Source organism: Variovorax ginsengisoli, assembly GCF_030486595.1.
GTDB classification, from domain to species: Bacteria; Pseudomonadota; Gammaproteobacteria; order Burkholderiales; family Burkholderiaceae_C; genus Variovorax; species Variovorax ginsengisoli_B.
On sequence record NZ_JAUJZH010000001.1, the window covers coordinates 364,485 to 391,283 of the forward strand.

Genomic DNA, 26,799 nt, shown 5'->3' on the forward strand with positions numbered 1-26,799 from the left:
ACGAAAGCTAGGCGCGCGGGCGAAGCCGCGCCAGCAGCCCGGCCGTGGAGGCGTCCAGCCCCGCCACGTCGCCCGACGCCAGCCGCGGCTCGATGTCCCTGGCCAGCACCTTGCCGAGCTCGACGCCCCACTGGTCGAAGCTGTTGATGCCCCAGAGCGCGCCGCTGGTGAACACGCGGTGTTCGTACAGGGCCAGGAAGGCGCCGAGCGACTCCGGCGTCAGCTGCTCGAAGACGAAGAAGGTGCTCGGCCGGTTGCCAGGAAAGTTCTTGTGGCCGCCGGCGTCGCGCTGGCCCAGCATCAGCGCCTGCGCCTGCGCCAGCGCATTGGCCAGCAGTTTGGAATGGTGGCCGGGGAGATCGTGCGCCGCGTCTCGCACCGCAATGAACTCCAGCGGCGTCACGTCGGTGCCTTGGTGCAGCATCTGGAAATACGCATGCTGCCCGTTGGTTCCGGGCTCGCCCCACAACACCGGCGAGGTGCCGAAGGTGAGCAGCTGGCCAGCCATGTCGACCTGCTTGCCGTTGCTTTCCATCTCGAGCTGCTGCAGGTAGGCCGGCAGGCGCTTCAGCGCGCTGTGGTAAGGCGCGATGCTGCGGGTCGTGAACCGATGGAAATTGCGATACCAGACGTCGAGCAGGCCGAGCCGCACCGGCAGGTTCTGCGCCAGCGGGGCGGTGCGGAAGTGCTCGTCCATCGCGTGGGCGCCGGCCAGCAGGCCCCGGAAGCCGTCCGCGCCGATGGCCAGCGCGATCGGCAGCCCGATGGCCGACCACATCGAATAGCGGCCGCCGACCCAGTCCCAGAAACCGAAGGTGGTGTCGATGCCGAAGGCCTTGGCGGCCGCGACATTGGTGGTGAGCGCCGCGAAGTGGCGCGCGATGTCGACCCCGCCCGACTGCTCGAACCAGCGCTTGGCCGACTGCGCGTTGGCCATGGTCTCGGCGGTGGTGAAGGTCTTCGAGGCGATCAGGAACAGCGTGTGCTCGGGCGCCAGCCCGCGCAGGATGCCGGCCAGTTCGTGGCCATCGACGTTCGAGACGAAATGAAAGCGCTTGCCCGGCGCGACGAACTGGTCGAGCGCCAGCACCGCCATCTGCGGCCCGAGGTCGGAACCCCCGATGCCGATGTTGACGACGTCGGTGATGGTCGAGTCGGCGCGCACTTTCTCGGCGTAGGCGAGCATCGCATCGAGCGTGGCCTGGACGTCGCCGAAGGCCGCGGCCAAGTCGCCGCCAACCGGCGCCGAAGCCGGCCGGCGCAGCAAGGTATGCAGCACCGCGCGGTCTTCGGTCGCGTTGATGTGGCGGCCCGCGAACATCGCGTCGCGGTGTGCCTCCAGCCCCGTTTCGCGCGCCACGTCGAGAAGCAGTTGCTCGGTGCGCGCATCGAGCAGGTTCTTCGACAGGTCGGCGAAGACGTGCGGTGCCGACTGGCTCAGCGCCGCGAAACGCCCCGGATCGCTCGCGAAGGCCTGGCGGATGTCGAAGCCCAGGCCGACGCTGTCGTAGTGCTTCTGGAGCGCGGCCCAGGCCGCCGTGCCGTCGCAGCGAATGTGGGTCATCACGCCTCCATCAGGTTTTCGAGTTTCACGGCATCGGCCGCGAAGGCACGGATGCCCTCGGCCAGCTTCTCGGTCGCCATGGCGTCCTCGTTCAGCGCGAAGCGGAACGCGGCCTGGTCGAGCGACACCTTCGGGATCTCCAGGCGCTGGGCCGCCTCGGCGTCGAGTGCATGCGAAAGCGGGGCCTCGCTGGCGGCCAGTTCGGCCAGCAGTTCGGGGCTGATGGTGAGCAGGTCGCAGCCGGCCAACGCGGCGATCTGGCCGACGTTGCGGAAGCTGGCGCCCATCACCTCGGTCGCGATCCCGTTCTTCTTGTAGTAGTCGAAGATCTGGCGCACGGATTTCACGCCCGGATCGTTGGCGCCCGCATTGGCGGCCTCGTTCCACTGGCTGCCCTGCGACTTCTTGTGCCAGTCGTAGATGCGGCCGACGAAGGGCGAGATCAGCTGCACCTTGGCAGCCCCGCAGGCCACCGCCTGGGCGAACGAGAACAGCAGCGTCAGGTTGCAGTGGATGCCCTTTTGTTCGAGCTGGCGCGCCGCCTCGATGCCTTCCCAGGTCGAGGCGATCTTGATCAGCAGGCGCTTGGACACATCGATGCCCTCGGCCCGATAGAGCGCGACGATGCGCTCGGCCCGATCGATGGTCGCCTGCGTGTCGAAACTCAGGCGCGCATCGACCTCGGTCGACACCCGGCCCGGGATGATCGACAGGATTTCGGTGCCGAAACGCACCAGCAGGCGGTCGATGACCTCGTCGACCGGTGCCCCCTTGTGTTTCCCGACCACCTCGTCCAGCAGAGGACGGTAGTCCGCCTTCTGGACCGCCTTCAGGATCAGCGACGGATTGGTGGTCGCATCCTGCGGCTTGAACTGGGCGAGCTGGCGGAAATCACCGGTGTCTGCGACCACGGTGGTCCATTGGCGGAGGGCATCGAGTTGGTTCATGCGGCCATTATCCCGCCGCAGCACTACATGGCGTGTGGTCCGCGACTGACGCGGCGGCCACTCGCCGCCCGCTAGGCTCGACTTTCGATTGATCGCCTTTCCGGAGAAGCCCATGCCCTACCGCCCCCCTCGTGCAACGCCTCCCGCCGCCTTCGACGACCGCGCCCACAGCGCTTCGATCGGAACCCTCGCGGCGGCCTTCTGCGTCGGCGGCGCCCTGACCCTGCTGGCCCTCACCAACTCGCGCACGGCAAGGGCGCAGACCGTCGCCGGCCCGGCCGATGGCGCGCCCCTGATGCGCGCGCCGCTGCAGGTGGTGGCGCCGGTGGATCTCAAGCGCTATGCAGGGCTGTGGCACGAGCAGGCGCGGCTCCCCAACCGGTTCCAGAAACAATGTACCGGCGCCGTCTCGGCCGAGTACACGCCCCTGGAGGACGGCAGCGTCGAGGTGCGCAACCGCTGCATCCTGGCCGACGGCAGCTTCGACGAATCCGTCGGTTCGGCACGGCAGGTGCCGGTCGCCGGCCAGCCCGGCGCCGGGCGCCTCGAGGTGCGCTTCGCACCCGAGTGGCTGGGCTGGCTGCCGCTGGTCTGGGGCGACTACTGGATCCTCAAGCTCGACCGCGACTACCAGGTGGCCCTGGTCGGCACGCCGAACCGCAAGTACCTGTGGGTGCTCTCGCGGGTGCCGCGGCTCGACGACGCCGCGCTGCAGGCCGAGCTGGACTACGCCCGCACGCTGGGCTTCGATGTCGACAAGGTCGAGCTGACCGGCAGGTAGCCGGCCAGTTGGCCCGGCAAGGCGCTGGGCCGCTCGCAATGGATGGCTTGCCAGCCGAGTTCGCGCGCCGCGAGCACGTTGGCCAGCGAGTCGTCGATGAACACGGTTTCGGCGGCCGCCAGCCGGTACTGGGCGGCGAGCAGTTCATAGATCTCGCGCTGCGGCTTGATCATCTGGACATCGCCCGAAAAAATGCCGCCATCGAACCATTGGAAGAAGGGATGCCGGTACTCGAGCACCCGGGCGTACGGCGACGGCATGTTCGACAGGTAGTACAGCCGCAGATCCTCCCCGGCATCCCGGCGCGCCCGCAGGCTTGCCAGCAATTCGACCGTGACCGGGATCGGCTCGAGCCGCTCGCCCATGGGCGCCAGGACTTCGCTCAAGCGGTCGGCCGGCAGCGCCAGCCGCAATGCCATCCGGCCGATGGCATCGTCCAGGCTGTGGGTGCCGCGGTCGAAACCCAGCCAGTCCTCGTGATGGAACATCTTGCGCGCGAGCGCGTGCGCGGCCTCCGCCGTGGGCGCGTGGGGCGCCAGCTGGTTCTGGACGAGCGCGACAGGCTCCCAGGTCAGAAGCACGGCTCCGAGATCGAAAACGACATTCATAAGGCAACGGGGACGACGGAAACGCCATGGCTGGCGAGGGACAGGGTGGTCTGCGCACCGGCGGCCAGCGGCCGCGTGAGGTCGGACGACACCACGAACACCGGGCCCAGCGCGGTGTCGAAAGCATATTCGTAAAAGCTGCCCAGGTAGGCCGCCTTGCGCAAGGTCGCCGGCAGGCCGATGGCGGCGCCGATCAGCCAGGCCTCGGGACGCACCGCGACCTTGACGAAGCCCGGCGCGACGTCGTAGCGCGGCGTCAGGGTCAAGGGGCCGAGCTCGACCCGGCCGTCGGGCTGGGCCAGCGCCGGGAACACCATCGCCTCGCCCATGAACCCGGCCACGAATTCGCTCGTCGGGTGGCCGTAGAGCTGCTCCGGCGTGCCCTGCTGCGCGATCACGCCGTGGTCCATCACGATGATCTGGTCGCTGACCGCGAGCGCCTCGCTCTGGTCGTGGGTGACATAGGCGACCGTCAGTTGCAATCTTTGCTGCAGGTTGCGGATCTCCTCGCGCATCTCGCGGCGCAGCCGGGCGTCGAGGTTGGACAGCGGCTCGTCGAACAGCAGCACGGCCGGTTCCAGCACCAGCGCCCGCGCCAGCGCGACACGCTGCTGCTGCCCGCCCGACAGTTCGCTCGGCAGCCGCTGGTCGAAGTCGACCAGCCCGACGCCCCGGAGCGCCTCTCGGGCCCGCGCCGCCGCCTCGGGCTTGCGCAGGCCGCTCATGCGCAGGCCGTAGCCGACGTTCTCGATCACGTTCATGTGCGGGAACAGGGCGTAGCTCTGGAACATCATGCTGACGTTGCGCTCGGCCGGCCCCAGCGTGGTCACGTCGCGCCCACCCATGAGGATCGTGCCCGAGGTCGGCGACTCGAGCCCGGCGATCATGCGCAGCGTGGTGGTCTTGCCGCAGCCCGACGGTCCGAGGATGGTGGTCAGGGTGCCCGCGGGCACCTCGAAGCTGATGCCCTTGACGGCCAGCGGCGCGCGCGCATTGCTGCCGTAGCGCTTGGTGATGTTGCGCAGTTCGATGCCGTGGCTCATGGGTCCTCCGTGTTCAATGGGCGGCCACCGCGATGCTCGGCACGCCCTGCTTGCGCCGCCCCAGCTTGCGTTCGCCGACCAGCAGCTGCACCGCCGCGATCGCGACCGACATCAGCATCATCAGCACCGTGCAGTAGGCCAGCGCGATGCCGTAGTCGCCGTTGCCGACCCGACCGATGATGTAGGTGGTCGCCAGTTCGTTCTCGGCCGTGACCAGGAAGATCACCGCGCTCACCGTGGTCATCGCCCGCACGAAGCTGTAGACCAGCGCCGCGACGAGGGCCGGCTTCAACAGCGGCAGCACCACCTTGAACAGCGTCTGCGAGGTCGAGGCCCGCAGCATCAGCGAGGCCTCGTCGAGCGAGCGGTCGAGCTGCTTGAAGGCGGCAGTGCCCGCCCGCACGCCGACCGGCAGGTTCCGGAACATGAAGCACAGCACGATGATCAGGCCGGTTCCGGTGAGCTCCAGCGGCGGCACGTTGAAGGCCAGGATGTAGCTCACGCCGAGCACCGTGCCCGGAATCGCGAAGGCCAGCAGCGCCGCGAATTCGAACGCACCCTGCCCCTTGAACTCGTTGCGCGCCAGCAGCCAGGCGATCAGCAGGCCGAGCCCCGCGGTGAGCGGCGCCGAGATGCCGGCCAGCTTGACCGTGGTGATCAGCGAGTTCCATGCGGTGCCGGCCCAGACGATGCCGAACTGCCCCCATTCGAGCGCGAACGCGGTCTTGAAATGGTTCAGCGTGAAGGTGTAGTCGCGGCCCCAGGTCTGGACGAAGCCGCCCGCGAAGGCGAACAGGTAGACCACCACCGTGAAGGCGATCCATGGCAGCGCGATGCCGTAGATGGTGCGGCGCACACCGGCCGGCAGCGCCATCGCGATGCCGGCGTCGCCCTTGCCGCTGACCGTGGTGTAGTTCTGCTTGCCGAGCACGGCGCGCTGGAGCGCGAACACGCCGAGCGCGAAGAGCGTCAGCACCCACGCCAGCGAGGCGGCGCGGCCCTGGTCGTACTGGGCACCGACGATGGCAAAGAAGATGTCGGTCGACAGCACCGAGAACTGGCCGCCCACCACCACCGGATTGCCGAAGTCCGCGATGCTCTCGATGAAGCCGACCAGGAAGGCGTTCGCGAGCCCGGGCTTGAGCAGCGGCAAGGTGACGGTGAAGAAGGTGCGGCGGCGGTCGGCGCGCAGCATCTGCGCCGCCTCCTCGAGGCTGGGCGAGACACCCTGCACCACGCCGCGCATGATCATGAAGGCGATCGGCGTGAAGGCGAAGAGCTGTGCCACCAGCACGCCCGGCATGCCGTAGAACCAGCGCGTGGGCTCGATGCCGAAGGCGCTCTCGAGCAGCTGGTTGACGACCCCGGCGCGTCCGAACAGCAGGATCAGGCCGAGCCCGACCACGAACGGCGGCGTGATGATCGGCAGCAGCGCCAGCACCCGCAGCGGCGCCTGCCAGCGCCGGCTGCCGCGCTCGGCCATCAGCGCCATCAGCGTGCCGAGGAAGGTGGTGCCGGCGGCCGTCAGCAAGGCCAGCACCAGCGTGTTCCAGGCCACGCCGCAGCGCACGCCGCCGGCCAGGCAGCCCAGGCCCCAGACCCGCTCGGTGCCGATGCGCGCCACGAAGGCCGCGAAGGACGCGCGGCCGTCCTCGTCCAGGAAGGCACCGGCCAGCGCCTTGCTGACCGGGTAGGCGATGAACAGCGCCATCAGCACGCCGCAGCCGACCACCGCGCCGGCGACGAACAGGTCGCCTTTGAAGAAGCCGAGCCGCGCCAGCCCGAAAGCGGCGAGCAGGATCAGCGCCGAGAGCGCGATGAAGCCGCCGGCGCCGATGCCGAACTGATTGACCGGCAGCTCGCCGAGCCGGGCGTTGAGAACGGGCAGGGTCCAGCCGCGAGCGCCGATCAGGAAGGCGCTGAGCGCCAGGCCGATCGCCCCGACCGCGCCGCCCACCAGCAGCAGCCGGCCCTGGGTGCGCCCCGCGGGCAACAGGGCGCCGAGCGCGCAGATCGCCAGCCCGATCAACCCGATCCAGAGCCAGCTGCGGGCCTGCAGCAGCGCCTGCATGACGCCGCTGGCGCCTTCGGCGGAACCGAAGACCTGCGGCAGCGCCTCCCACCAGCTGGTGTCCTGGATCGCATACCAGGGCAGCACGAAGTAGGCCAGCAGCCCCGCCGCGACGCAGGTCCAGACCGGGGCATTGGGGCGCCGAGAAGACATGCTCTCAGCGCGGCAGCGAATTGACGTCCTTCTCCCAGCGCGCGATCAGGCGTTTGCGTTCGGCGCTGGCGCCGTACTTGGCGTAGTCGTAGTCGATCATCTTGATCTTCTTGAAGTCCGGCACGTTGGCGTCGACCGGCGTCGCCTTGTTCGACGGCAGCTGGAACTGCTTGGCCGCGGCGCCGAAGGTCTGCGCCTGCGGCGTCAGCGCCCATTCGTAGAACTTCTTGGCCTCGGCCAGGTTGCGCGCACCCTTGACGATGCTCATCGAGCCGATCTCGGCGCCGGTGCCTTCGGACGGCGTCACGGTCTGGACCGGGAAGCCCTGCATCCGCTCCTGCGGCGCATCGTGGACGAAGCTGATCGACACCGCGGTCTCGCCGCGCGCCACCGCCTTGATCGGTCCGGTGCCCGAGCGCGTGTACTGGCCGACGTTCTTGTGCAGGCCCTTGAGGTACTCGAAGGCCTTGTCCTCGCCCATCAGCTGGACCAGGGTCGCGATCATCGTGTAGGCGGTGCCGCTGGAGGCCGGGTTGGCGACCTGGATGTCGCCCTTGTACTCGGGCTTGAGCAGGTCGGCCCAGCTGCGCGGCACGGCCAGCTTCTTCTTCTGCAGCAGTTCGGTGTTGTAGCCGAAGCCCAGCGGCCCCGAGTAGATGCCGACGGTCTTCCAGCCCGACTGCTGGGCCTGCTGCTGCGCCCACGGATAGAGCTGCGGCAGGCTGGGCGACTTGTATTCGAGCGTCAGGCCCGATTCGGCCGCCTGCAGATGCGGGTCGCCGGTACCGCCGAACCAGACGTCGGTCTTGGGGTTCTCTTTCTCGGCGATCAGCTGCGCCAGCGCCTCGCCCGAGCCCTTGAGCGACATGTTGAGCTTGACGCCGGTGGTGCGTGCGTAGACCGTGGCGATCATGTTGCACCATTCGGCCTGCACCGAGCAGATGACGTTGACGGTCTGGGCCGAAGCGGCGCCCGTGGCGCCCAGCAGCGCAGCCGCCGCGGTCATCGCAAAAATTTTCTTCATCAGGACCCTGCTCCAGAGTAATAAGGTCCTCCCTGTTTCGTTTCAGCTTAGCGTGTAGTCATCGTCGCAACGATCGGTACAAGTACCATTCGCTGAAAGCTGCATGCTCGGCCCTCAACAACACCACGGATGTATCCATGAGTTTCGACCTCGTCCTCTTTGGCGGCACCGGTGACCTCGCATGGCGCAAGCTGATGCCGGCGCTGTTCCAGGCCTTCCGCCACGGCAGCCTGCCCGAAGGCGGGCGCATCATCGGCGTGGCGCGCGACAACCTCACCGACGACGCCTACCGCGAACTGATCCAGTCGCGCTTCGCGGCGGTCGAGGGCGCCAAGCGGCCCTCGCCCGAGGAGTTCAAGCAGTTCGCCTCGATGCTGTACTTCCAGCGCATGGACCTCTCGAAGCCCGAGGACTACGCCAAGCTCGGCGAACTGCTGAAGCAGCGCAATGCCGACACCGTCGTGATGTACCTCGCGACCGCACCCGGGCTCTTCACGCAGGCGGTCGAGCAGCTGGCCGTCGCCGGGCTCAACGGCCCGCACGTGCGCCTGGTGCTCGAGAAGCCGCTCGGCCATGACCTGGCGTCGAACCGCGAGATCAACAGTGCGGTGCGCAAGGTGCTGACCGAGCAGCAGGTGTTCCGCATCGACCACTACCTCGGCAAGCCCTCGGTGCAGAACCTGTTCGCGATGCGCTTCGGCAACGCGCTGTTCGAGCCGATCTGGCGCCGTGAATACATCGCCAACATCCAGATCACGATCGGCGAAGACCTCGGCGTCGAGAAGCGCGGCGCCTTCTACGACCAGACCGGCGCCCTGCGCGACATGGTGCAGAACCATGCGCTGCAGCTGGTCTGCGCGCTCGGCATGGAGCCGCCGATCAACGCCCACGCCGACGCCATCCGCGACGAGAAGCTCAAGGTGCTGCGGGCGCTCAAGCCCTGGACCGCCGAATCGATCGGGATGCACGCGATCCGCGGCCAGTACACGGCCGGCACCGCCTACGGCGAGCGCGTCCAGGGCTACCGCGACGAGCCCGGCGTCGACCCCGAGAGCCGCACCGAGACCTTCGTCGCGCTGCGCACCGAGATCGCCAACTGGCGCTGGGCCGGCGTGCCGCTCTACATCCGAACCGGCAAGCGGCTGGGCTCGCGCGATGCGCGCATCGAGGTCAGCTTCCGCGAGACCCCGCACGCGATCTATCGGGCGCCCGTCAACGCGGCCAACAAGCTGGTGATCAACCTGCAGCCCAAGGACGGGCTCGAACTGCACCTGCTGGCCCAGGCGCAGGACAAGCGGCAACGCAACGGCGACCGCCATGCCGGCCCGCAGTTGGCGCCGGTGCAGCTCGACCTCGACTTCGACAAGCGCTTCGGCACCGAGCGCGTCGGTGCCTACGAGCGGCTGCTGCTCGACGTCATCGACGGCCGGCTGAACCTGTTCGTGCGCAGCGACGAGCAGGAAGAAGCCTGGCGCTGGGTCGAGCCGCTGATCGACAGCTGGGCATCGGACGGGGCGCCGCGCCCTTACGCGGCCGGCACCTGGGGACCGAGCGCATCGAGCGCGATGATCGCCCGCGACGGCTATGCCTGGGGCGAAGAGCAATAGCCCTGATCAGTTGAGGACAGAGCAAAAACCGCTGCGCAGTTTCTTGGTCTGTCCCGCAAGGCTTCAATCTCTGTTCTCTTCCACCGCGTGGCAGGCGACTTGCACGCCGCGCAGCATCTGCAGCGGCGGCCGCTCGGTCTTGCAGCGCTCGTTGGCCAGCGGGCAGCGCGGATGGAAGGTGCAGCCGCTCGGCGGGTTCAGGGGGTTCGGCACCTCGCCCTGCACCGGCGTGCGGCGGCGGCCGGTGTGCTTCATCTGCGGGATCGCATCGAGCAGCATGCGGGTGTAGGGATGCTGCGGCGTCGCGAACAGCTGCGCCTTGTCCGCCACCTCCACCAGCCGACCCAGATACATCACGCCGACCTGGTCGGCCACGTGCCGCACCACCGCCAGGTTGTGCGAGATGAAGAGATAGGTCAGGCCCTGCGCGCGCTGCAGGTCCTTCATGATGTTGAGCACCTGCGCCTGCACGCTGACGTCGAGCGCCGAGGTCGGCTCGTCGCAGACCAGGAACTCGGGCTGGGTCGCCAGCGCCCGCGCGATCGAGATCCGCTGCCGCTGGCCGCCGGAGAACTGGTGCGGGTACTTCACCATGTCGAGCGGACTCAGGCCGACCGACTGCAGCAGCTCGCCCACGCGCGCCTTGAGTGCCGGGCCTTCCTTCAGGATGCCGTGCTCGCGCAGCGGCTCGCCGACGATGTCCTCGACGATCCAGCGCGGGTTGAGGCTCGCGTACGGGTCCTGAAAGATCATCTGCACGCGGCGGCGCAGGATGCGCCCCTCGGCGGTCTTGAAGGCGGCGTGCGCGTCCTGGCCGTCGAACTGCATGCCGCCACGGGTCGGCTCGTAGAGGCCGACCAGCAGGCGCGCCACCGTGCTCTTGCCGCAACCGGACTCGCCCACCAGTGCCAGCGTCTGGCCGCGCTCGATCGAGAAGCTCACGCCGTCGACCGCCTTCAGCTGCACGCGCGGCTTGCGCTCGAGCACCCGGTTGAGCCAGGGCGGCGAGACATCGAAGCTCTTCGCCAGGTCGTGCGCCTGGACCAGCGCCGTCATGCCAAGCCCCCATAGGCCGGCGACGCGGTGTGCACCTCGTGCAGCCAGCAGGCGGCGCGGGTCGCGCCGGCGTTGAACAGGTCCGGGCGCTCGGTCATGCAATGGTCGAACACGCGCGGGCAACGCGGGTTGTAGGCGCAGCCGCGCGGGATCGCGTTGAGGCGCGGCATCGCGCCATCGATCTGGTTCAGGCGTTCGCGGTCCATCGTCATGTCGGGAATAGCGGCCATCAGGCCCGCGGTGTAGGGGTGGGCGGGCTGGTGGATCACCTCGTGCACCGGCCCGATCTCGGCCACCCGGCCCGCATACATCACGGCCACGCGGTCGCAGGTCTCGGCGATCACGCCCATGTCGTGCGTGATCAGCATCACCGCAGCGCCGCGATCCTTGCAGATGCCCTTGAGCAGTTCGATGATCTGCGCCTGGATCGAGACGTCGAGGGCCGTGGTCGGCTCGTCGGCGACGATCAGCTTCGGCTCGGCCGCCAGCGCCAGTGCGATCACCACGCGCTGCCGCATGCCGCCCGAGAACTGGTGCGGAAAGTGGTCGATGCGCTGTTCCGCCGCCGGGATGCCCGTGTCCTGCAGCAGGCCGATGGCGCGCCGCCGCGCCTCGCTCTCGCTCACCGGCAGGTGCGCGCGGATGGTCTCCACCAGCTGCCGGCCCACGGTGTACAGCGGATTCAGCGAGGTCAGCGGATCCTGGAAGATCGCGCCGATCTTGCGCCCGCGGATGTGGCGCATCGCCTCGTGGCCGAGGTTGTCGATGCGCTGCCCTTCAAGAAGGATCTCGCCGCCGGCCACGCGGCCCGGCGGCTCCAGCAGGCCGATGATGGCGGCGCCGGTGAGCGACTTGCCGGCACCGGACTCACCCACCACACCGAGGATCTCTCCCGGCGCGATCTCGAAGGAAATGTCGTCGAGCGCTCGCAGCGTGCCGCGGCGATGCGGAAACTCGACAACCAGGTTCCTGACTTGAAGAAGGCTCATATCAGCGCAGTCTTGGGTTGAGCGCATCACGCAGCCAGTCGCCCAGCAGGTTGACGCTGAGCGAGATCAGCACCAGCATCGCGCCCGGGAACACCGTGATCCACCATTCGCCCGAGAACAGGTAGTCGTTGCCGGTCCGGATCAAGGTGCCCAGCGAGGGCGAGGTCGGCGGCACGCCGACGCCCAGGAACGACAGGGTGGCTTCGGTAATGATCGCGGTCGCGACCTGGATCGTGGCCAGCACCATCACCGGCCCCATGACGTTCGGCAGCACGTGGCGCATCATGATGCGCCAACGCGAAACGCCGGTCACGCGCGCCGCCTGCACGTACTCCTTGCTGCGCTCGACCAGCGTCGAGCCGCGCACGGTGCGGGCGTACTGCACCCAGCCGGTCAGCGAAATGGCGACGATCAGCACGCCGAAGGCGACCGAGGTCGGCGCGTCGGGAAACAGCGCCCGGCCGACGCCAGCCATCAGCAGGGCGATCAGGATCGGCGGGAACGACAGCATCACGTCGCAGACCCGCATCAGGAAGGCGTCGAGCCAGCCGCCCCAGAAGCCGGCGAGCAGGCCGAGCATCACGCCGACCAGGACCGACAGCACCACCGAGACGATGCCGACGACCAGCGAGATGCGGGCGCCGTAGATCACGGCCGAGAGAATGTCCCGGCCCTGGTCGTCGGTGCCGAGCAGGTATTTGGTGGAACCCTCGGCGCTCCAGACCGGCGGCAGGCGGGCATCGCCGAGTTCGAGCGTGGCCAGGTCGAAGGGATTGTGGGGCGTCACCCAGCCGGCGAAGACGGCGCAGAACAGGCACAGGAACGCGATGACGGCGGCGATCATCGCGACCGGCGAGTTGCGGAAGCTGTGTCCGACATCGCTGTCGAGCCAGCGCGCTAGGGTTTTTTTCATCGGGGAGCGGAAAGAAGACGTCTAAGGCCGGAAGCGATCAGGCCGCCGCGGGCCGCCCGGAGGCGGCCCGCGGGACTCGCCATTGCGTTACGGCTTGATGCTCATCCACTTGAAGTACATGAAGTTGTCGGCCAGCTGCGTCAGCTCGACCTTCTTGCTGACGCCCCAGGCCAGCGACTGCTGGTGCAGCGGCAGGTGGCCGACGTCGTCCATGTGGATCGTGAAGGCTTCCTTGATCATCGCGTCGCGCTTGCCCTTGTCGCTTTCCGACTGGATCTTCTTGGTCAGGTCGTCGAGCTTCGGATTGCAGTAGGCGCCCAGGTTGAACTGGCCCGTGCCCTTGTCGTCCGGGCAGGCGGTGAGCGACGACAGCGCGTTGTGCGCGTCATAGGTGGTCGGGGTCCAGCCCAGCAGGTAGAAGCTGGTGTCGCGGCGCAGGATCTTCGGGAAGTACGTGCCCTTGGTCTCGGTCGCGAGGTTGATCTTGACGCCGATCTTCGCGAGGTTGGAGGCCACGCTCTGGCAGATCTGGCCGTCGTTCACGTAGCGGTCGTTCGGGCAGTTCAGCGTGACTTCGAAGCCGTTCGGGTAGCCCGCATCGGTGAGCAGCTTCTTGGCGGCGTCGACGTCGAAGGGCAGGCGCTTGTCCTGCTGCTCGCTCCAGCCGTTGACACCCGGGCCGACCAGCAAGGCGGTCGGGCGCGAGGCGCCGCGCATCACGGTCTTCTGGATGCCGACGATGTCGATGGCCTGGAAGAAGGCCTGGCGCACGCGCTTGTCCTTGAACGGGTTCTTGCCCTTGACGCTCGAATAGAGCAGCTCGTCGCGCTTCTGGTCCATGCCCATGAAGATGGTGCGCAGCTCGGGGCCGGTGATCACGCGGGCATTGGGGCTGGCCGTGATGCGCGCGATGTCCTGCACCGGCACCGGCTCCATCACGTCGACCTGGCCCGACACCAGCGCGGCGACGCGGGTCGCCGGATTGGCGATCGGCGTGAAGATGATCTCCTGCGCGTTGCCTTCGATCTTGCCCCAGTAGTTGGCGTTGCGCGTGAACACGGTGCGGACATCGGGCTGGCGCTCGCGGACGCGGAACGGACCGGTGCCGTTGGCCTTGAACGACGCGGTGTTCTCGATGCCCTTGCGCTTGTCGACCGGCTTGGCGGCGCCGTTCTCCTCGCACCACTTCTTGCTCATGATCATGGTCAGCGAGATCACGTCGGGCAGGATCGGGAAGGCGCCATTGGTCTCGATCTCGACCGCCAGGTCGCCCACCTTGCGCACTTCCTTGATGTCGCTCAGCGTGGCCTTCATGTCGGAGCCGTCGCCCTTGGCGCGGGCGAAGCTGAAGACCACGTCGTCGGCGGTGAACGGCGTGCCGTCGTGGAACTGCACGCCCTTGCGCAATTCGAAGCGCCAGACGTTGGGCGAGGTCTGCTTCCAGCTGGTGGCCAGGAGCGGCGCCAGGCTCAGGTCCTTGTTGCGGCCGGTCAGGGTCTCGTAGACGTTGGCCGCGACGCTGAGCTGCAGCGATTCGTTGAGCGAATGCGGATCGAGCGACAGCGCATCGCCCTGGTTGGCGATGCGGATCGTCTGGGCACCGGCCATCAGGCTCGCGGTCGCCAGCACGGACAGGATCGCGGCCGCGACCACGCTTTTCTTCAGACTCATGGGAAGCACTCCTCGGGTTGGAAAGACTCAGGTGGCCGTCGAGACGGTCCTGTTTTGTGTTGTGCCGGCCTTGGCGGCCAGCGGCATGCCCTGCTCGACGAGGCCCGCATGCAAGGCGGCGCCCAACGGCAGAATCTCATCGTTGAAGTCGTACTTGCTGTTGTGCAGGAAGGCGCCGCCGCGGGCGTCCTGGCCGATGCGCAGGTAGGCACCGGCCTTCTTCTGCAGCATGAAGGAGAAATCCTCGGCGCCCATGCTGGGCTCCATGTTGCGCTCGACGTTGTGCGCGCCCACCAGGGCCTGCGCCACGTCGCCGGCGAACTGAGCCTCGGGGGCCGTGTTGATGGTGGCCGGATAGATGCGCTCGAACTTCACCTGGGCCGTGGCGCCGAAGCCCGCGGCCACCGCGCTGCTGAGTTCGACCAGGCGCCGCTCGACCTGCTCCTGCACCCGCGAGCTGAAGGTGCGCACGGTACCGACCAGCGTCGCCTTGCCCGGCACCACGCTCATCGCGCCCAGGTCGCCGGCGTGCACGGCGCAAATGCTGACCACCGCGGCATCGATCGGCCGCACATTGCGCGACACGATGCTCTGCACCGCCGTGATGATGTGGGCCGACACCACCACCGGGTCGACCGTCAGGTAGGCATGGGCCCCATGGCCGCCCTTGCCCGTGACTTCGATCGTGATGCGATCGGCCGCCGCCATCATCGCGCCGCGATTGATGCCGACCGTGCCGGCCGGCATGCCGGGCCAGTTGTGCATCGCATAGACCGAGTCGACCGGGAAGCGGTCGAACAGTCCGTCCTCGATCATCACCCGGGCGCCCGCGAATCCTTCCTCGCCGGGCTGGAAGATCAGCACCGCGGTGCCGTCGAAATTGCGCGTCTCGGCCAGGTAGCGCGCCGCACCGACCAGCATCGCGGTATGGCCGTCGTGGCCGCAACCATGCATCAGGCCCTGCTTGGCCGAGCGCCACTCGAAATCGTTGTCCTCGGCCATCGGCAGCGCATCCATGTCGGCGCGCAGGCCGAGCATGCGGCCGCTGGCCGTGCTGCGGCCGCGGATCACGCCAACCACGCCGGTCTTGCCGATGCCGGTGTGGATCTCGTCCACGCCGCAGGCCTTCAGCGCCTCGTGGACGCGGCCCGAGGTGTAGACCTCTTCGAAGCCGAGTTCGGGATGCGCGTGCAGGTCGCGCCGGAACGCGGTCAGTTCGGGATGGAGGCGCGCGATGTGCGCAAAGGGCCTGCCGGCCGCCTGCAGTCGGGGTTCAATCATTCAGTGGCCTCCGGCGTTGCTGATCCTCAACCTCGGATCGACCACGAAATAGAGCAGATCCACCACGAGATTGATGACGACGAAGATGAGGGCGATCAGGCACAGGTACGCGGCCATCACGGGGATGTCGGCGAAGGTCACGGCCTGGATGAACAGCAGCCCCATGCCGGGCCACTGGAATACCGACTCGGTGATGATCGAGAACGCGATCAGGCCGCCGAGCTGCAGCCCGGTGATGGTCATCACCGGCACCAGCGTGTTCTTGAGCGCATGACCGAAATGGATCGCGCGGTCGGACAGGCCCCGTGCCCGCGCGAACTTGATGTAGTCGGCGCGCAGCACTTCGAGCATCTCGGCGCGCACCAGCCGCATGATGAGCGTCAGCTGGAAGATCGCCAGCGTGATCGCGGGCAGCACGATGTGCATCCAGCCATCGGACTTCAGCAGGCCGGTGCTCCACCAGCCCATCTGCACCGTCTCGCCGCGGCCGAAGCTCGGGAACCAGCCCAGGTGCACCGCGAACACCAGGATCAGCAGGATGCCGATCAGGAAGGTCGGCAGCGAGACGCCGAGCAGCGACAGCGTCATGAAGACCTGGCTGGTGACGCTGCCGCGCCGCAGCGCCGTGTAGACGCCCATCGGGATGCCGATGACCAACGCCAGCACCGCCGCCACCAGCGACAGTTCGAGCGTCGCGGGGAAGCGCTCGCCGATCAGCCGCGAGACCTTGGCACCCTGTCGCAGGCTGAGGCCGAATTCGCCTTGCGCCGCATTGACCAGGAAGTGCCAGAACTGCACGAAGAAGGGCTTGTCGAGCCCCAAGGCGGCGCGCAGTTCGCGGATCTGCTCGGGCTTGGCGTCCTGGCCGAGCAGAAAGACGACTGGATCGCCCACGTACTGGAACAGGAGGAAGGCGAAGAAGGCGACCGCGACCATGACGATCACGGCCTGAATCAGGCGGCGCAGTACGAAAGCAATCATTCAGAAACAAGAGTGACCAATGATGCTAGCAGAGCAAGCAGCGTGCCCAAGGGGGAGTTCCCCGGGGGTGCGCCGCCGGTTCGGCCATGAAAAAAGCCACTCGACTTTCGTCGAGTGGCTTTCAAGACTTCCCATTGATGCTGGCTTGCGCCAGCGTCAGATCAGAAAGCGTGACGGATACCGAAGTCGTAGCCGGTCGAGCTCTTCGGCACGCCGGTAACGATGGTGTTGCTCGACGAGAAGAAAGCCGGGCCGCCCAGCACCAGGTCAGCACCGTCCTTGTTGCTGAGGTACGCCACCGTTGCGTACAGGGCCGTACGCTTCGAGAGGTTGTGCACATAGCCCAGGGCAAACTTGTCAGCCTTGGCGTCGTCGTTGAAACCGAGGAACGGGTTCGCCGGGTTGATCAGCGAGCCGGTGTTCTTGTAGTTGACTGCCGAGTACGACAGGCGGATCAGGCCAGGACCGACAGGAACGGTCGCGCCGATCAGCCAGCCGTCAGCGCCGGGGTTACGCCAGCCGAACGGGTTGGTCACACCAGCGATGAAGTTCGTCGAGCTCTCTTGCTTGAGTTCAGCATTCGAGTATTCACCGAACAGCTTGACCACGCCGAAGTCGTACGAAGCACCGAGGTTCCAGGTGTTCAGGTTGTTCGTCGTGCCTGCGTAGAAGTTCGACGCGATGGTGCTTTGGCCGTAGGCCAGCGCGACGTCCAGGGGACCGTTGGCGTAGCCGATGCGACCACCACCGTAGCGGCCAGCACGCTCATTGCCAGGAACGAGCAGCAGCGCGGGGTTGTTCACGATGGCCGCCGAGCCGGGAGGGGTCAGGCCGGCCGGATCGTAGCTGGTCTTCTCGTTGAACGAGTACATCACCTGGCCATAGAAACCACCCAGGTTCGGCGGCAGGAAGTAGCCGACCGAGTTGCTGGCGCGAACGTAGTTCTGGTTCGCGGTGAAGCCACCCGTACGGGCGCCGTTGCTGCTGAAACCGTTGGCAGTGGAGATCAGGTTGGTACCGACGCCGTTGGTGCCGAACGGATCGAACACGGTGTCGTTCCAGAACGTCGGGGTGTAGTCGCGACCGAGGCGCACTTCACCGAAGTTGCCCGACAGGCTGACCGTCGAACGACGGTTGAAGTTCAGGCCACCACCGGTAGCAGCACCGGTGCCGTCATCGTTGTTCATGCCGGCTTCGAGCCAGAAGCTGGCAGCCAGGCCACCACCGAGGTCTTCCGTACCACGGAAGCCCAGACGGCTGGAGTTGTAGCCCGAATTGGTCAGCCGCGTCTGGCTGGTCGTGACGCTCTGGACGCCGAAGACCGGCAGGCCATTGACGTTGCCCAGGAACACCGGCTGGTCGGTCTTGTTCGAAATGCCGTTGATCGTGGCGTCAACCACACCGAACAGGGTGACCGACGACTGAGCCGAGGCAATACCGGCAACAGCCAGAGCAGCCAGGGCAACTAGAGATTTTTTCATTGCAAGTTTCTCCAAGGTTAAACATAGGGCTCCGGTGCGAAGGGCTCACCGTGACTGGCACTTTGTGCTCCCACCGGACCCCGGGCCAACCTCCTTTTGGGAAGTTGTCGCTATTGCACCAGAGCCGCTTCGGGAGGGCAAAGCAATTCGCCCGAAAAGGCGGCCGGGCGAGGCGTTTCGTTGCAGCGGTGCAACAAAGCTTTGGCCCACTTGTCCGCTTCATGATGTGGAACGTTTGCGCTCCATGCCTGTGACATTTTGTACATCGGTTCCAATCGCTTCATGAACCGAACGCTTGACTCCGTCCTGGGCGCGGCCGACGCGGCGCTGCGCACTCTTTTTGCCAAGCCGCATGCGACGCGGGCGCTGCCCGCGCCCGCGGTGGCTGGCGGCAGCCTGAGCGAGGCCGAGCGGCGCGAGGCCGGCGCTCTGATGCGGGTCAACCATGTCGGGGAGGTGTGCGCGCAGGCACTCTATACGGCACAGGCGGCGGTCACGCGGGACCCTGCCCTGCGACGGCACTTCGAAGAGGCGGCGCGCGAGGAAACCGACCACCTGGCCTGGACCCAGCAGCGGATCGACGATCTGGGGAGCCACGCGTCGGTCCTGAACCCGCTCTGGTACCTGGGCGCTTTCGGGCTCGGACTGGTGGCTGGCCGCTTCGGGGATGCGACCAGCCTGGGCTTCGTGGCCGAGACCGAGCGCCAAGTCGAAGCGCACCTCGACGGCCATCTCGACCGCCTGCCGGCGGCCGACACCGCCTCGCGCGCGGTGGTCGAGCAGATGAAGATAGACGAGGCCCGTCACGCAGCCCAGGCCTGGAACGCCGGGGCCGAGGAGTTGCCGGCCCCCGCCAAGGCATTGATGCGGATGGCGTCCCGTGTCATGACCACGGTCGCCCACCGGATCTGAATCAGGCCTCCATCAGGTCGAAGCTGGTGGTGATCTCGGCCGTCTTGCCGAGCATGATGGTGGCCGAGCAGTAGGTGTCGTGGCTAAGGGCGATCGCACGTTCGACCGCCGCCGCCGGAATGCCCTTGCCCGCCACCGTGAAGTGCATGTGGATCTTTGTGAAGACCTTTGGATCTTTTTCGGCCCGCTCGCTGGTCAGTTTTACACTGCAGCGCTCGACCTGGTGCCGGCCGCGCTTGAGGATGTGCACGACGTCGTAGGCGGTGCAGCCGCCGGTTCCGGCCAGCACCGTCTCCATCGGCCGGGCCGCCAGGTTCTGGCCGCCGTTCTCGGGCTTGGCGGCATCCGGCGCGCCATCCATCACGAGGACATGGCCACTGCCGGTCTCGGCGACGAAGCCCATCGCCGATCGCGTGCCGGCGTTGCCGGTCCAACTTACTGTGCATTCCATCTTCAGCTCCGAAAATTCGTCGCGCGAGCAGGGAAAGCACCGCACGACGTGATTGAGTGTTCAAAAAAAGCAACGGGCGTGTTGCATTGCAGCAATCAACCGATATACTTTATTTCATCGCACATCCACATGTGTGCACCGGTTGTCTCCTCCACCCTCCCAATTGGTGGATTTAGCCCCGAGCCGCAAGGCCCGGGGCTTTTTTCTTGGGCCCCTGGCGACGCGTCGGCGAGGCCTATGATCGCGGCCCTATGTCCTCCCCGACCCCGCCCCTCACCCCTGCCGACTACCTCAAGAAGATCCTGACTGCGCGGGTCTACGACGTGGCGGTCGAATCGGCGCTCGAACCCGCCCGCGCCCTGAGCGCCAGGCTCGGCAATACCGTGCTGCTCAAGCGCGAGGACCAGCAACCGGTCTTCAGCTTCAAGCTGCGCGGCGCCTACAACAAGATGGCGCACCTGAGCGCCGAGCAGCTCGCCGCCGGCGTGATCTGCGCTTCGGCCGGCAACCATGCGCAGGGCGTGGCCCTGGGCGCGCGCAAGCTGGGGGCGCGGGCCGTGGTGGTGATGCCGGTGACCACGCCGCAACTGAAGATCGACGCGGTGCGGGCGCTCGGCGGCGAGGTCCACCTGCACGGCGACAGCTATTCGGACGCCTATGGCTATGCGCTCGAGCAGCAGAAACTGCACGGACTCACCTTCGTGCACCCGTTCGACGACCCGGACGTGATCGCCGGCCAAGGCACGATCGCCATGGAAATGCTGCGCCAGCACCAGGGGCCGCTGCACGCGGTGTTCGTCGCCATCGGCGGCGGCGGCCTGATCTCGGGGGTGGCCAACTACATCAAGGCGCTGCGGCCCGAGATTCGCGTGATCGGCGTGCAGATGAACGACTCGGACGCGATGATGCAATCGGTCGCCGCCCACCAGCGCGTGACGCTGCCGGACGTCGGGCTGTTTTCCGACGGCACGGCGGTCAAGCTGGTCGGCGAGGAAACCTTTCGCATCTCGAGCGAACTGGTGGACGAATTCATCACGGTCGACACCGATGCGGTCTGCGCCGGCATCAAGGATGTCTTCATCGACACCCGCAGCATCGTCGAGCCGGCTGGTGCGCTCGCGGTGGCGGCGATCAAGCAGTACGTCGAGGCCCGCGGCACGCGCGGCGAAACCTATGCAGCGATCCTCTGCGGCGCCAACATGAACTTCGACCGCCTGCGCTTCGTGGCCGAACGCGCGGAGGTCGGCGAGGAGCGCGAGGCGCTGTTCGCGGTGACGATTCCCGAGGAGCGCGGCAGCTTCCGCCGCTTCTGCGAACTGGTCGGCCAGTTGCCCGGCGCCTCGCGCAACGTGACTGAATTCAACTACCGCATCAGCGACTCGAAGGAAGCCCATGTGTTCGTCGGCCTGACGACCTCGGCGCGCGGCGAATCGACCACCATCGCCGACACCTTCGTGGCGCATGGCTTCGGTGCCATCGATCTCACGCACGACGAGCTCGCCAAGGAACACATCCGCCACATGGTGGGCGGCCGCACCAGCCTCGCGCAAGAAGAGCGGCTGCTGCGCTTCGTCTTCCCCGAGCGGCCGGGGGCGCTGCTGAAGTTCCTGAGCCTGCTGAGGCCGAACTGGAACATCAGCCTGTTCCACTACCGCAACCAGGGCGCCGACTACGGACGCATCCTGGTCGGGCTGCAGGTGCCCGCGGCCGAACACGAGGCCTTCGATGCCTTCCTCCAGACGCTGGGCTACCCGTTCGTGGAGGAAACCGACAACCCGGTGTACCGGCTCTTCCTGCTCTAGTTCTGCGGCGGCAGGGGCGCGGGCGGGGTCATGGTCGCCAGCGGCCGCGTCGGCAGCTGCAGCGTGAAGGCGGTCGCCGAGCCGGCGCTGGCGCCCAGGGCGGCGGCCCGGGCTTCGAGCGACTGCAGCACGTAGCCGTCGGCCACCGTGGCGCCGACCCGGAACGGCCGCGGCGGCTTGCCGTCGACGGCGATCAGCGCCACGCCCTGCTGGCCGGCATCGGCCACCACGCCCAGGAGCGCGAATCGGCTGGCGGCCTCGGGCGTCGCCGCCGCTGCGGCGGGGGTCGACACGGCGCCCAGCATCCGGGCCACCGCGGCCGGATCGGGCGCCGCCTGCGGCGTGCCGGCCACCGGCGGCGGGGCCGGCGCGTCGGCCGGTGCAGCCAGCCGCAGGCCCCAGAACACGACGCTCGCGGCGGCCAATGCCCAGAGGGCGGTCGTGGCGGCGGCCGCGGGCCAGCGAGGGGAGGCGTAAGGGACTGACATGGGGCCGGATTATCATTCCTCCATGCCCATTTCCATCCGCTATCCCGCCCGCGCCCTCCAGCGCGGCTTCACCTTGATCGAGTTGATGGTGGTGCTGGTCATCATCGGCGTGCTGGCCGCGCTGATCGTGCCCAACGTGATCGAGCGGGCCGATGACGCCCGGGTCACCGCGGCCAAGACCGATGTCAACAACCTGATGCAGGCGCTCAAGCTGTACCGGCTCGACAACCAGCGCTACCCGAGCGCCGAGCAGGGGCTGCAGGCGCTCATCGCGCGCCCCACCAGCGGCCCGGCGGCACCCAACTGGAAGCCCTATGTCGAGAAGCTGCCGAACGACCCCTGGGGCCGCCCGTACCAGTACCTGAATCCGGGCGTCAAGGGCGAGATCGACGTGTTTTCGCTCGGCGCCGACGGCGAGCCCGGTGGCGAAGGCAAGAATGCCGACATCGGCAGCTGGCAGTAGCGCGCACTGCCGCCAACCCGTCCACGGCCGGCCCGGCGCGGGCGGTTTCACGCTGTTCGAGCTGCTGGTGGTGATCGCGATCATCGCGCTGGCCACCGCCGGTGTCGGGCTCTCGCTCAGGGACTCCGGCCAGGCCACGCTCGACCGCGAAGCCGAGCGGCTCGCCGCCCTGCTCGAATCGGCGCGGGCGCAGTCGCGTGCCAGCGGCGTCGCTGTGCGGTGGCGCGTCACGCCCGATGGGCCCGGCAGCTTCAGCTTCGACGGCCTGCCACCCGGCGCGCTGCCGACGAACTGGCTGAGCGGCGGCATCTCGGCGCAGCCGATCGGGGTCGACGGCCGGGCCGTGGGCGCCCTGCAGCTGGGCCCCGACCCGATCATCGCCGCGCAGCAGGTGCAGCTGACCTCCGACGCGCTGCCCGATCGCAGCCTGCGCATCGGCACCGACGGCCTGCGCCCCTTCACGGTCGTGGCGCCATGACGCGAACACGCCGGGCCGCGCGCGGCTTCACCCTGATCGAGGTGCTGGTCGCCCTCGGCATCGTCGCCATCGCGCTGATGGCCGGCACCCAGGCCACGATGGCATTGACGCGCAACGCGCAGCGGCAAACCGACGTGATGCTGGCCCAGATCTGCGCCGAGAACGAGCTGATCAAGGCCCGGCTGGCACGGCAGATGCCGCCCGTGGGCGACGCCGGCGGCGTCTGCACGCAGGCCAGCCAGAGTTTCGGCGTGACCGTGACGACCACATCGACGCTGAATCCGAACTTCCGCCGGGTCGACGTCCAGGTGCGCGACGCCTTCGACGCGCCGGTGCTGCGGCTGTCGACGGTGGTGGGGCGCTACTGATGAGGCGCCAGGCCCGCGGTTTCACGCTGATCGAGCTCCTGGTGGCGATCGCCGCCATGGCGTTGCTGGCCCTGATGAGCTGGCGCGGGCTCGATGCGATGGGACGCGCCCAGTCGCTGAACCGGGAGCGCGGCGACGCCGTGCTGACGCTGCAGACCACGCTGTCCCAGTGGAGCGCCGACCTCGACGCCATGGTGGCGCTGTCGCAGACCTCGGCGATCGACTGGGATGGCCGCGTGCTGCGGCTCACGCGCCGCAGCACCGACAGCGCGACGCCGGTGGTCTTCGTCGCCGCCTGGACGCTGCGGCCGGACCCCGCCGGCGGCACCCACTGGCGGCGCTGGCAATCGCAGGGGTTCACGACCCGCGCCGAATGGCAGCAGGCCTGGGCCCAGGCTGCCGCCTGGGCGACGGACGGCGGCAGCGGCACCGGCGGCGCGGACGTCGACCTGATTCCGCTCGACAGCTGGCAGCTCGCCTACTTCCGCAACAACGCCTGGACCCCGGCCACGAGCGCCGAGGCGCTCGGCGCCACCACGCCGGTGCCGGATGGCGTGCGCCTGACCCTGGCCCTGCCCCAGGGACCGGCACTCGCGGGCCTGGTCACCCGGGACTGGGTCCGGCCCAGCTTGACGGTGCCGAAGTCATGAGGACGCCGGTGCACAAGGGGAAGTGTGGGCGCCAGTTCGGCGCAGCGCTGCTCACGGCCATGCTGACCGTGACGCTGGTCGCCACCTTCGCCGCGGCCGCGCTCTGGCAGCAATGGCGTGCGGCCGAGGTCGAGGCCGCCGAGCGGGGCCGGACGCAGGCCGCATGGGTGCTGGTCGGCGCACTCGACTGGTCGCGGCTGATCCTGCGCGAGGACGCCCGGGCGGCCGGCAGCGGCGGGGTCAATGCGGACTACCTGGCCGAGCCATGGGCGATTCCGCTCGAGGAGGCCAAGCTGACCACCTTCCTGGCGGCCGACAAGAACATCGCCAGCGACGCGCTGGAAGGGCTGCCCGACGCCTTTCTGTCGGGCCGCATCATCGACGCCCAATCGAAGCTCAACGCGTTCAACCTGGTCGATGCCGGCAAGCCGGTCGCCGCGTCGGTGGACGCGTTCAAGAAACTGTTTCAGCTGCTCGGGCTGCCGGCCGAGGAGCTGGCGCTTATGACCGCCAACCTGCAGCGCGCGCTGCCGGCCGCCGCCAGTACCGCGGCCACCGGAACCACGGGCACTACGGGCACCACCAGCAGCGCGAGCAGCACCGGCAGCACCTCAACCCCGCAGACCACGACCCCGACCACCACGGCGCCAACCACCGCGACCGGCAGCGCCACCGGCCCCCTGGTGCCCCAGCGCACGGCCCAGCTGGTCTGGCTCGGCCTGTCGCCCTCCACCGCCGCGGCGCTGGAACCCTATGTCACGGTGCTGCCCACCCGGACACAGCTGAACCTCAACACCGCCAGCGCCGAAGCCATTTTCGCGAGCACGCCGGCCCTCGACCTCGCTGGCGCCAAGCGCCTGGTCGCGGCCCGTACCCAGTCCTATTTCAAGACGCTGGCCGACGCCGGCGCGCTGGTCCAGCAGAGCTCGGCGCAGTTCGTGCCGGACCAGCACAGCGTGTCGACCAACTACTTCGAAGTGCAGGCCCGCCTGCGGATCGACCGGACCTGGGTCGAAGAACAGACCCTGCTGCGCCGAGTCGGCATCGACGTCGGGATCGTGTGGCGAGAACGTGGCGCCGGCGCGACGCCGCAGCCGGCCAGATCCTGACGCAACACACCACCTGTCACCGAATGGGTCAAAAATAGGCGCAACGCCCGTTGCATCTGAAAGAGATGCTATCAATTCCGTAGCATCGCCGACCGACCTTCTCTACAATAGCGACCCTTCACTCTCTCCATGGCCTTGCTGCTTGTAACCATTCCTCTCGTTTCCGGCCCGGCGGCCGGCGAGTACGGCTGGGCGCTCTGGTCCAGCGATGGCCGCAAGCTGCGCTCGCAGGGCAGCGCGGCACCGGCCCTGTTGCCGAGCAGCGACGAAGTCATCCTGGGCGTGCCCGCCGCAGCACTGTCGTGGCATCAGGTCACCCTGCCCCAGGGCAGCATGAGCGGGGCCGTGCGCCTGCGCTCGGTGCTCAATGGCCTGCTCGAAGACCGCCTGCTCGACGATCCCGAAGCACTTCATTTCGCCCTTGAACCCGCCGCGCGGGTGGCGGTGCCGGTCTGGGTGGCAGCCTGCAACCGTATCTGGTTGCGTGCCGCCGTGCAGGCGCTGGAGGCCGCCGGCCGGCGCGTGACCCGGATCGTTCCCGAGTTCACGCCCCAGCCGGCCGGCAGCCCGCCGATGGTGTTCGCGATCGGCGACCCGGACGCGGCGCTGTGCATCGTCTGCGGCACCGAGGGCGTGGCCACGCTGCCACTCGACGCCGCCGGCCTCGAGTTGGCCGGCCCCCTTCCCGCCGACACCACGGCACTGGCCGAGCCAGCGGTCGCCGAACTGGCCGAAAGCGTGCTCGGGCGCCGGCTTCCGATCGTCAAGCCGGCCGAGCGCTGGCTGCAGGCCAGCCGTTCGCCCTGGGACCTGGCGCAGTTCGACCTGGCATCGACGGGGCGTGCACGCGCCGGCAAGAAGGCGGCGGCCATGGCGCGCGCGCTGTGGTATGGACGCCGCTGGCGGGCGGCGCGCTGGGGCGTGCTGGCCCTGCTGCTGGCGCAGTTCATCGGACTCAACGCCTGGGCCTGGAAGGAGCGCAATGCGCTCGACGCCAAGCGCGGCGCGGTGCGATCGCTGCTGACCCAGACCTTCCCCTCGGTCAAGCTGGTGGTCGACGCGCCGGTGCAGATGGCGCGCGAGGTCGCGGCCCTGGAACAGGCCACGGGCGGCGTCACGCCGTCCGACCTCGAACCGATGCTGGTCGCGCTGGCCGCCAGCCTGCCGGCGGGCCGCGTGCCAACCGCGATCGATTTCAGCGCCGGCCAGCTGCGCCTGCGCGGGCTCGGCTTGCCGGCCTCGGAGTTCGCCGGCGTCAAGACCGCGCTGTCCTCGCGCGGCTACAGCGCGCGCACCGAGAGCGACCTGCTGCTGGTGCAGGCGGAGGCGCAGCGATGAAGTGGCTCGAAGTCCTCCAAGCGCGTTGGCAGGCCTGGTGGCCCGAACTCGCGCCGCGCGAACAGCGCCTGGTCGCGATCGCGGCCGCGCTGGTGGGCCTGGCGCTGGTCTGGTGGGTGGCGCTGGCGCCGGCCCTGGGCACCTTGTCCGCGGCCCCGGCCGAACACGCGAAGCTCGATGCGCAGCTGCAGCAGATGACGGCACTGCAGCGCCAGGCCAAGTCCTTGCAGTCGCAGCCCCGGGCCAGCCGCGACGACGCGTTGCGCGCCCTCGAAGCCTCGGTGCGCGAGAACCTCGGGCCGAACGCCCAGCTTCAAACCGCCGGCGCCGGCGAGAACGCCACCATCGCACTGCGCGCCGCGCCGGCCGACGCGCTCGCCCAGCTGATCACGCAGGCGCGCAGCAATGCGCGCGCGGTGCCGCGCGAAGTGCACCTGACGCGCAGCAGCACGTCGCAGGCCGGCCCCGGCGGCCCCGGGGCGGCGCCTGCGGCTCCCGCCGCGCCGGCCGAACCGCCCCGTCCGCGTTGGGACGGCACCCTGGTCATGGGCCTGCCGGCCCGTTGAGAGC

Annotated in this window: 26 protein-coding genes; 11 read left to right on the forward strand and 15 right to left on the reverse strand. The window is 68.3% G+C overall.

Annotated features, from left to right (window positions below):
• Nucleotides 1-7: 7 nt before the first annotated feature.
• Together pgi and tal are read right to left on the reverse strand one after the other, a co-directional pair.
• On the reverse strand, nt 8-1,564 hold the full coding sequence (gene pgi, locus QZH52_RS01805) for a glucose-6-phosphate isomerase (protein ID WP_301802881.1): 1,557 nt from the start codon (nt 1,562-1,564) through the stop codon (nt 8-10).
• Nucleotides 1,564-2,511: a transaldolase gene (tal, locus tag QZH52_RS01810; protein ID WP_301802882.1), complete on the reverse strand. Its 948-nt coding sequence runs from the start codon at nt 2,509-2,511 to the stop codon at nt 1,564-1,566. Before tal ends, pgi begins: the two co-directional genes overlap by 1 nt.
• Nucleotides 2,512-2,623: 112 nt before the next feature.
• On the opposite strand from tal, the gene QZH52_RS01815 reads away from it, so the two are divergent.
• Nucleotides 2,624-3,292 carry a lipocalin family protein gene (locus QZH52_RS01815; RefSeq protein WP_286536352.1) on the forward strand — a complete coding sequence of 223 codons (669 nt, stop codon included), beginning with the start codon at nt 2,624-2,626 and terminating at the stop codon, nt 3,290-3,292.
• Here QZH52_RS01815 and QZH52_RS01820 read toward each other — a convergent pair.
• Genes QZH52_RS01820 through QZH52_RS01835 form a run of 4 tightly spaced genes read right to left on the reverse strand, consistent with a single transcriptional unit; the run spans nt 3,238 to nt 8,191 of the window.
• Complete coding sequence (locus tag QZH52_RS01820; RefSeq protein WP_353506727.1) at nt 3,238-3,873, reverse strand: HAD family hydrolase; 636 nt, start codon at nt 3,871-3,873, stop codon at nt 3,238-3,240. The two genes, QZH52_RS01815 and QZH52_RS01820, sit on opposite strands and share 55 nt — an antisense overlap.
• A 23-nt stretch (nt 3,874-3,896) precedes the next feature.
• Nucleotides 3,897-4,943 carry an ABC transporter ATP-binding protein gene (locus QZH52_RS01825; RefSeq protein ID WP_286536354.1) on the reverse strand — a complete coding sequence of 349 codons (1,047 nt, stop codon included), beginning with the start codon at nt 4,941-4,943 and terminating at the stop codon, nt 3,897-3,899.
• A 13-nt stretch (nt 4,944-4,956) separates the two neighbouring features.
• A complete protein-coding gene (locus QZH52_RS01830) occupies nt 4,957-7,167 on the reverse strand; it encodes an ABC transporter permease (protein ID WP_301802887.1) in 2,211 nt (736 codons plus the stop codon).
• Nucleotides 7,168-7,171: 4 nt separating this feature from the next.
• Nucleotides 7,172-8,191, reverse strand: coding sequence for an ABC transporter substrate-binding protein (locus QZH52_RS01835; protein ID WP_286523566.1), 1,020 nt, complete (start codon nt 8,189-8,191; stop codon nt 7,172-7,174).
• Nucleotides 8,192-8,328: 137 nt separating this feature from the next.
• Here QZH52_RS01835 and zwf point away from each other — a divergent pair, with 137 nt between their 5' ends.
• Nucleotides 8,329-9,798, forward strand: coding sequence for a glucose-6-phosphate dehydrogenase (zwf, locus tag QZH52_RS01840; protein WP_301802892.1), 1,470 nt, complete (start codon nt 8,329-8,331; stop codon nt 9,796-9,798).
• Between the two features lie 63 nt (nt 9,799-9,861).
• Here zwf and QZH52_RS01845 read toward each other — a convergent pair whose 3' ends face one another.
• The 7 genes from QZH52_RS01845 to QZH52_RS01875 all read right to left on the reverse strand — a co-directional run bounded on the left by QZH52_RS01845 (nt 9,862) and on the right by QZH52_RS01875 (nt 18,170).
• Nucleotides 9,862-10,854, reverse strand: a complete 993-nt coding sequence (locus QZH52_RS01845; RefSeq protein WP_286523570.1) for an ABC transporter ATP-binding protein — start codon at nt 10,852-10,854, stop codon at nt 9,862-9,864.
• Nucleotides 10,851-11,843, reverse strand: coding sequence for an ABC transporter ATP-binding protein (locus tag QZH52_RS01850; RefSeq protein WP_286523571.1), 993 nt, complete (start codon nt 11,841-11,843; stop codon nt 10,851-10,853). Before QZH52_RS01850 ends, QZH52_RS01845 begins: the two co-directional genes overlap by 4 nt.
• Before the next feature lies 1 nt (nt 11,844).
• Nucleotides 11,845-12,756 (reverse strand): ABC transporter permease, encoded by a 912-nt coding sequence (locus QZH52_RS01855; protein ID WP_301802894.1) that lies wholly within the window; start codon nt 12,754-12,756, stop codon nt 11,845-11,847.
• Nucleotides 12,757-12,843: 87 nt separating this feature from the next.
• A complete protein-coding gene (locus QZH52_RS01860; RefSeq protein ID WP_301802896.1) occupies nt 12,844-14,427 on the reverse strand; it encodes an ABC transporter substrate-binding protein in 1,584 nt (527 codons plus the stop codon).
• 27 nt (nt 14,428-14,454) lie between these two features.
• A complete protein-coding gene (locus QZH52_RS01865; protein WP_301802899.1) occupies nt 14,455-15,708 on the reverse strand; it encodes a M20 aminoacylase family protein in 1,254 nt (417 codons plus the stop codon).
• Complete coding sequence (locus QZH52_RS01870) at nt 15,709-16,689, reverse strand: ABC transporter permease (protein WP_286523577.1); 981 nt, start codon at nt 16,687-16,689, stop codon at nt 15,709-15,711.
• Between the two features lie 161 nt (nt 16,690-16,850).
• Nucleotides 16,851-18,170 (reverse strand): porin, encoded by a 1,320-nt coding sequence (locus QZH52_RS01875; RefSeq protein ID WP_301802903.1) that lies wholly within the window; start codon nt 18,168-18,170, stop codon nt 16,851-16,853.
• A 282-nt stretch (nt 18,171-18,452) separates the two neighbouring features.
• Between QZH52_RS01875 and coq7 the strand changes: the two genes are divergently transcribed.
• Nucleotides 18,453-19,082: a 2-polyprenyl-3-methyl-6-methoxy-1,4-benzoquinone monooxygenase gene (gene coq7 / locus QZH52_RS01880; protein ID WP_301802906.1), complete on the forward strand. Its 630-nt coding sequence runs from the start codon at nt 18,453-18,455 to the stop codon at nt 19,080-19,082.
• 1 nt (nt 19,083) lies between these two features.
• Here the strand turns inward: coq7 and QZH52_RS01885 are convergent, their stop codons facing one another.
• The gene (locus QZH52_RS01885; protein WP_301802910.1) at nt 19,084-19,533 is read right to left on the reverse strand and encodes an OsmC family protein; all 450 of its coding nucleotides are present in this window, start codon (nt 19,531-19,533) and stop codon (nt 19,084-19,086) included.
• 251 nt (nt 19,534-19,784) lie between these two features.
• Between QZH52_RS01885 and ilvA the strand changes: the two genes are divergently transcribed.
• Nucleotides 19,785-21,335 carry a threonine ammonia-lyase, biosynthetic gene (ilvA, locus tag QZH52_RS01890; RefSeq protein WP_301802912.1) on the forward strand — a complete coding sequence of 517 codons (1,551 nt, stop codon included), beginning with the start codon at nt 19,785-19,787 and terminating at the stop codon, nt 21,333-21,335.
• On the opposite strand, the gene QZH52_RS01895 is transcribed toward ilvA, so the two are convergent.
• A complete protein-coding gene (locus tag QZH52_RS01895; protein ID WP_301802914.1) occupies nt 21,332-21,823 on the reverse strand; it encodes a type II secretion system protein N in 492 nt (163 codons plus the stop codon). The genes ilvA and QZH52_RS01895 overlap by 4 nt on opposite strands.
• A 22-nt stretch (nt 21,824-21,845) precedes the next feature.
• Here QZH52_RS01895 and gspG point away from each other — a divergent pair, with 22 nt between their 5' ends.
• From gspG to QZH52_RS01930, 7 genes are all read left to right on the forward strand, one after another.
• Nucleotides 21,846-22,286 carry a type II secretion system major pseudopilin GspG gene (gspG, locus tag QZH52_RS01900; RefSeq protein WP_286536366.1) on the forward strand — a complete coding sequence of 147 codons (441 nt, stop codon included), beginning with the start codon at nt 21,846-21,848 and terminating at the stop codon, nt 22,284-22,286.
• Nucleotides 22,261-22,764, forward strand: coding sequence for a prepilin-type N-terminal cleavage/methylation domain-containing protein (locus QZH52_RS01905; protein ID WP_301802918.1), 504 nt, complete (start codon nt 22,261-22,263; stop codon nt 22,762-22,764). The genes gspG and QZH52_RS01905 overlap by 26 nt, the downstream gene beginning before the upstream one ends.
• Complete coding sequence (gene gspI / locus QZH52_RS01910; RefSeq protein ID WP_301802921.1) at nt 22,761-23,132, forward strand: type II secretion system minor pseudopilin GspI; 372 nt, start codon at nt 22,761-22,763, stop codon at nt 23,130-23,132. Before QZH52_RS01905 ends, gspI begins: the two co-directional genes overlap by 4 nt.
• Nucleotides 23,132-23,782 carry a PulJ/GspJ family protein gene (locus QZH52_RS01915; RefSeq protein WP_301802924.1) on the forward strand — a complete coding sequence of 217 codons (651 nt, stop codon included), beginning with the start codon at nt 23,132-23,134 and terminating at the stop codon, nt 23,780-23,782. Before gspI ends, QZH52_RS01915 begins: the two co-directional genes overlap by 1 nt.
• Nucleotides 23,779-24,891 carry a type II secretion system minor pseudopilin GspK gene (gene gspK, locus QZH52_RS01920; protein WP_301802927.1) on the forward strand — a complete coding sequence of 371 codons (1,113 nt, stop codon included), beginning with the start codon at nt 23,779-23,781 and terminating at the stop codon, nt 24,889-24,891. The genes QZH52_RS01915 and gspK overlap by 4 nt, the downstream gene beginning before the upstream one ends.
• A 129-nt stretch (nt 24,892-25,020) precedes the next feature.
• Nucleotides 25,021-26,229, forward strand: a complete 1,209-nt coding sequence (gspL, locus tag QZH52_RS01925; protein WP_301802931.1) for a type II secretion system protein GspL — start codon at nt 25,021-25,023, stop codon at nt 26,227-26,229.
• Complete coding sequence (locus QZH52_RS01930; RefSeq protein WP_301802935.1) at nt 26,226-26,795, forward strand: type II secretion system protein M; 570 nt, start codon at nt 26,226-26,228, stop codon at nt 26,793-26,795. Before gspL ends, QZH52_RS01930 begins: the two co-directional genes overlap by 4 nt.
• The last annotated feature ends 4 nt before the right edge of the window (nt 26,796-26,799 follow it).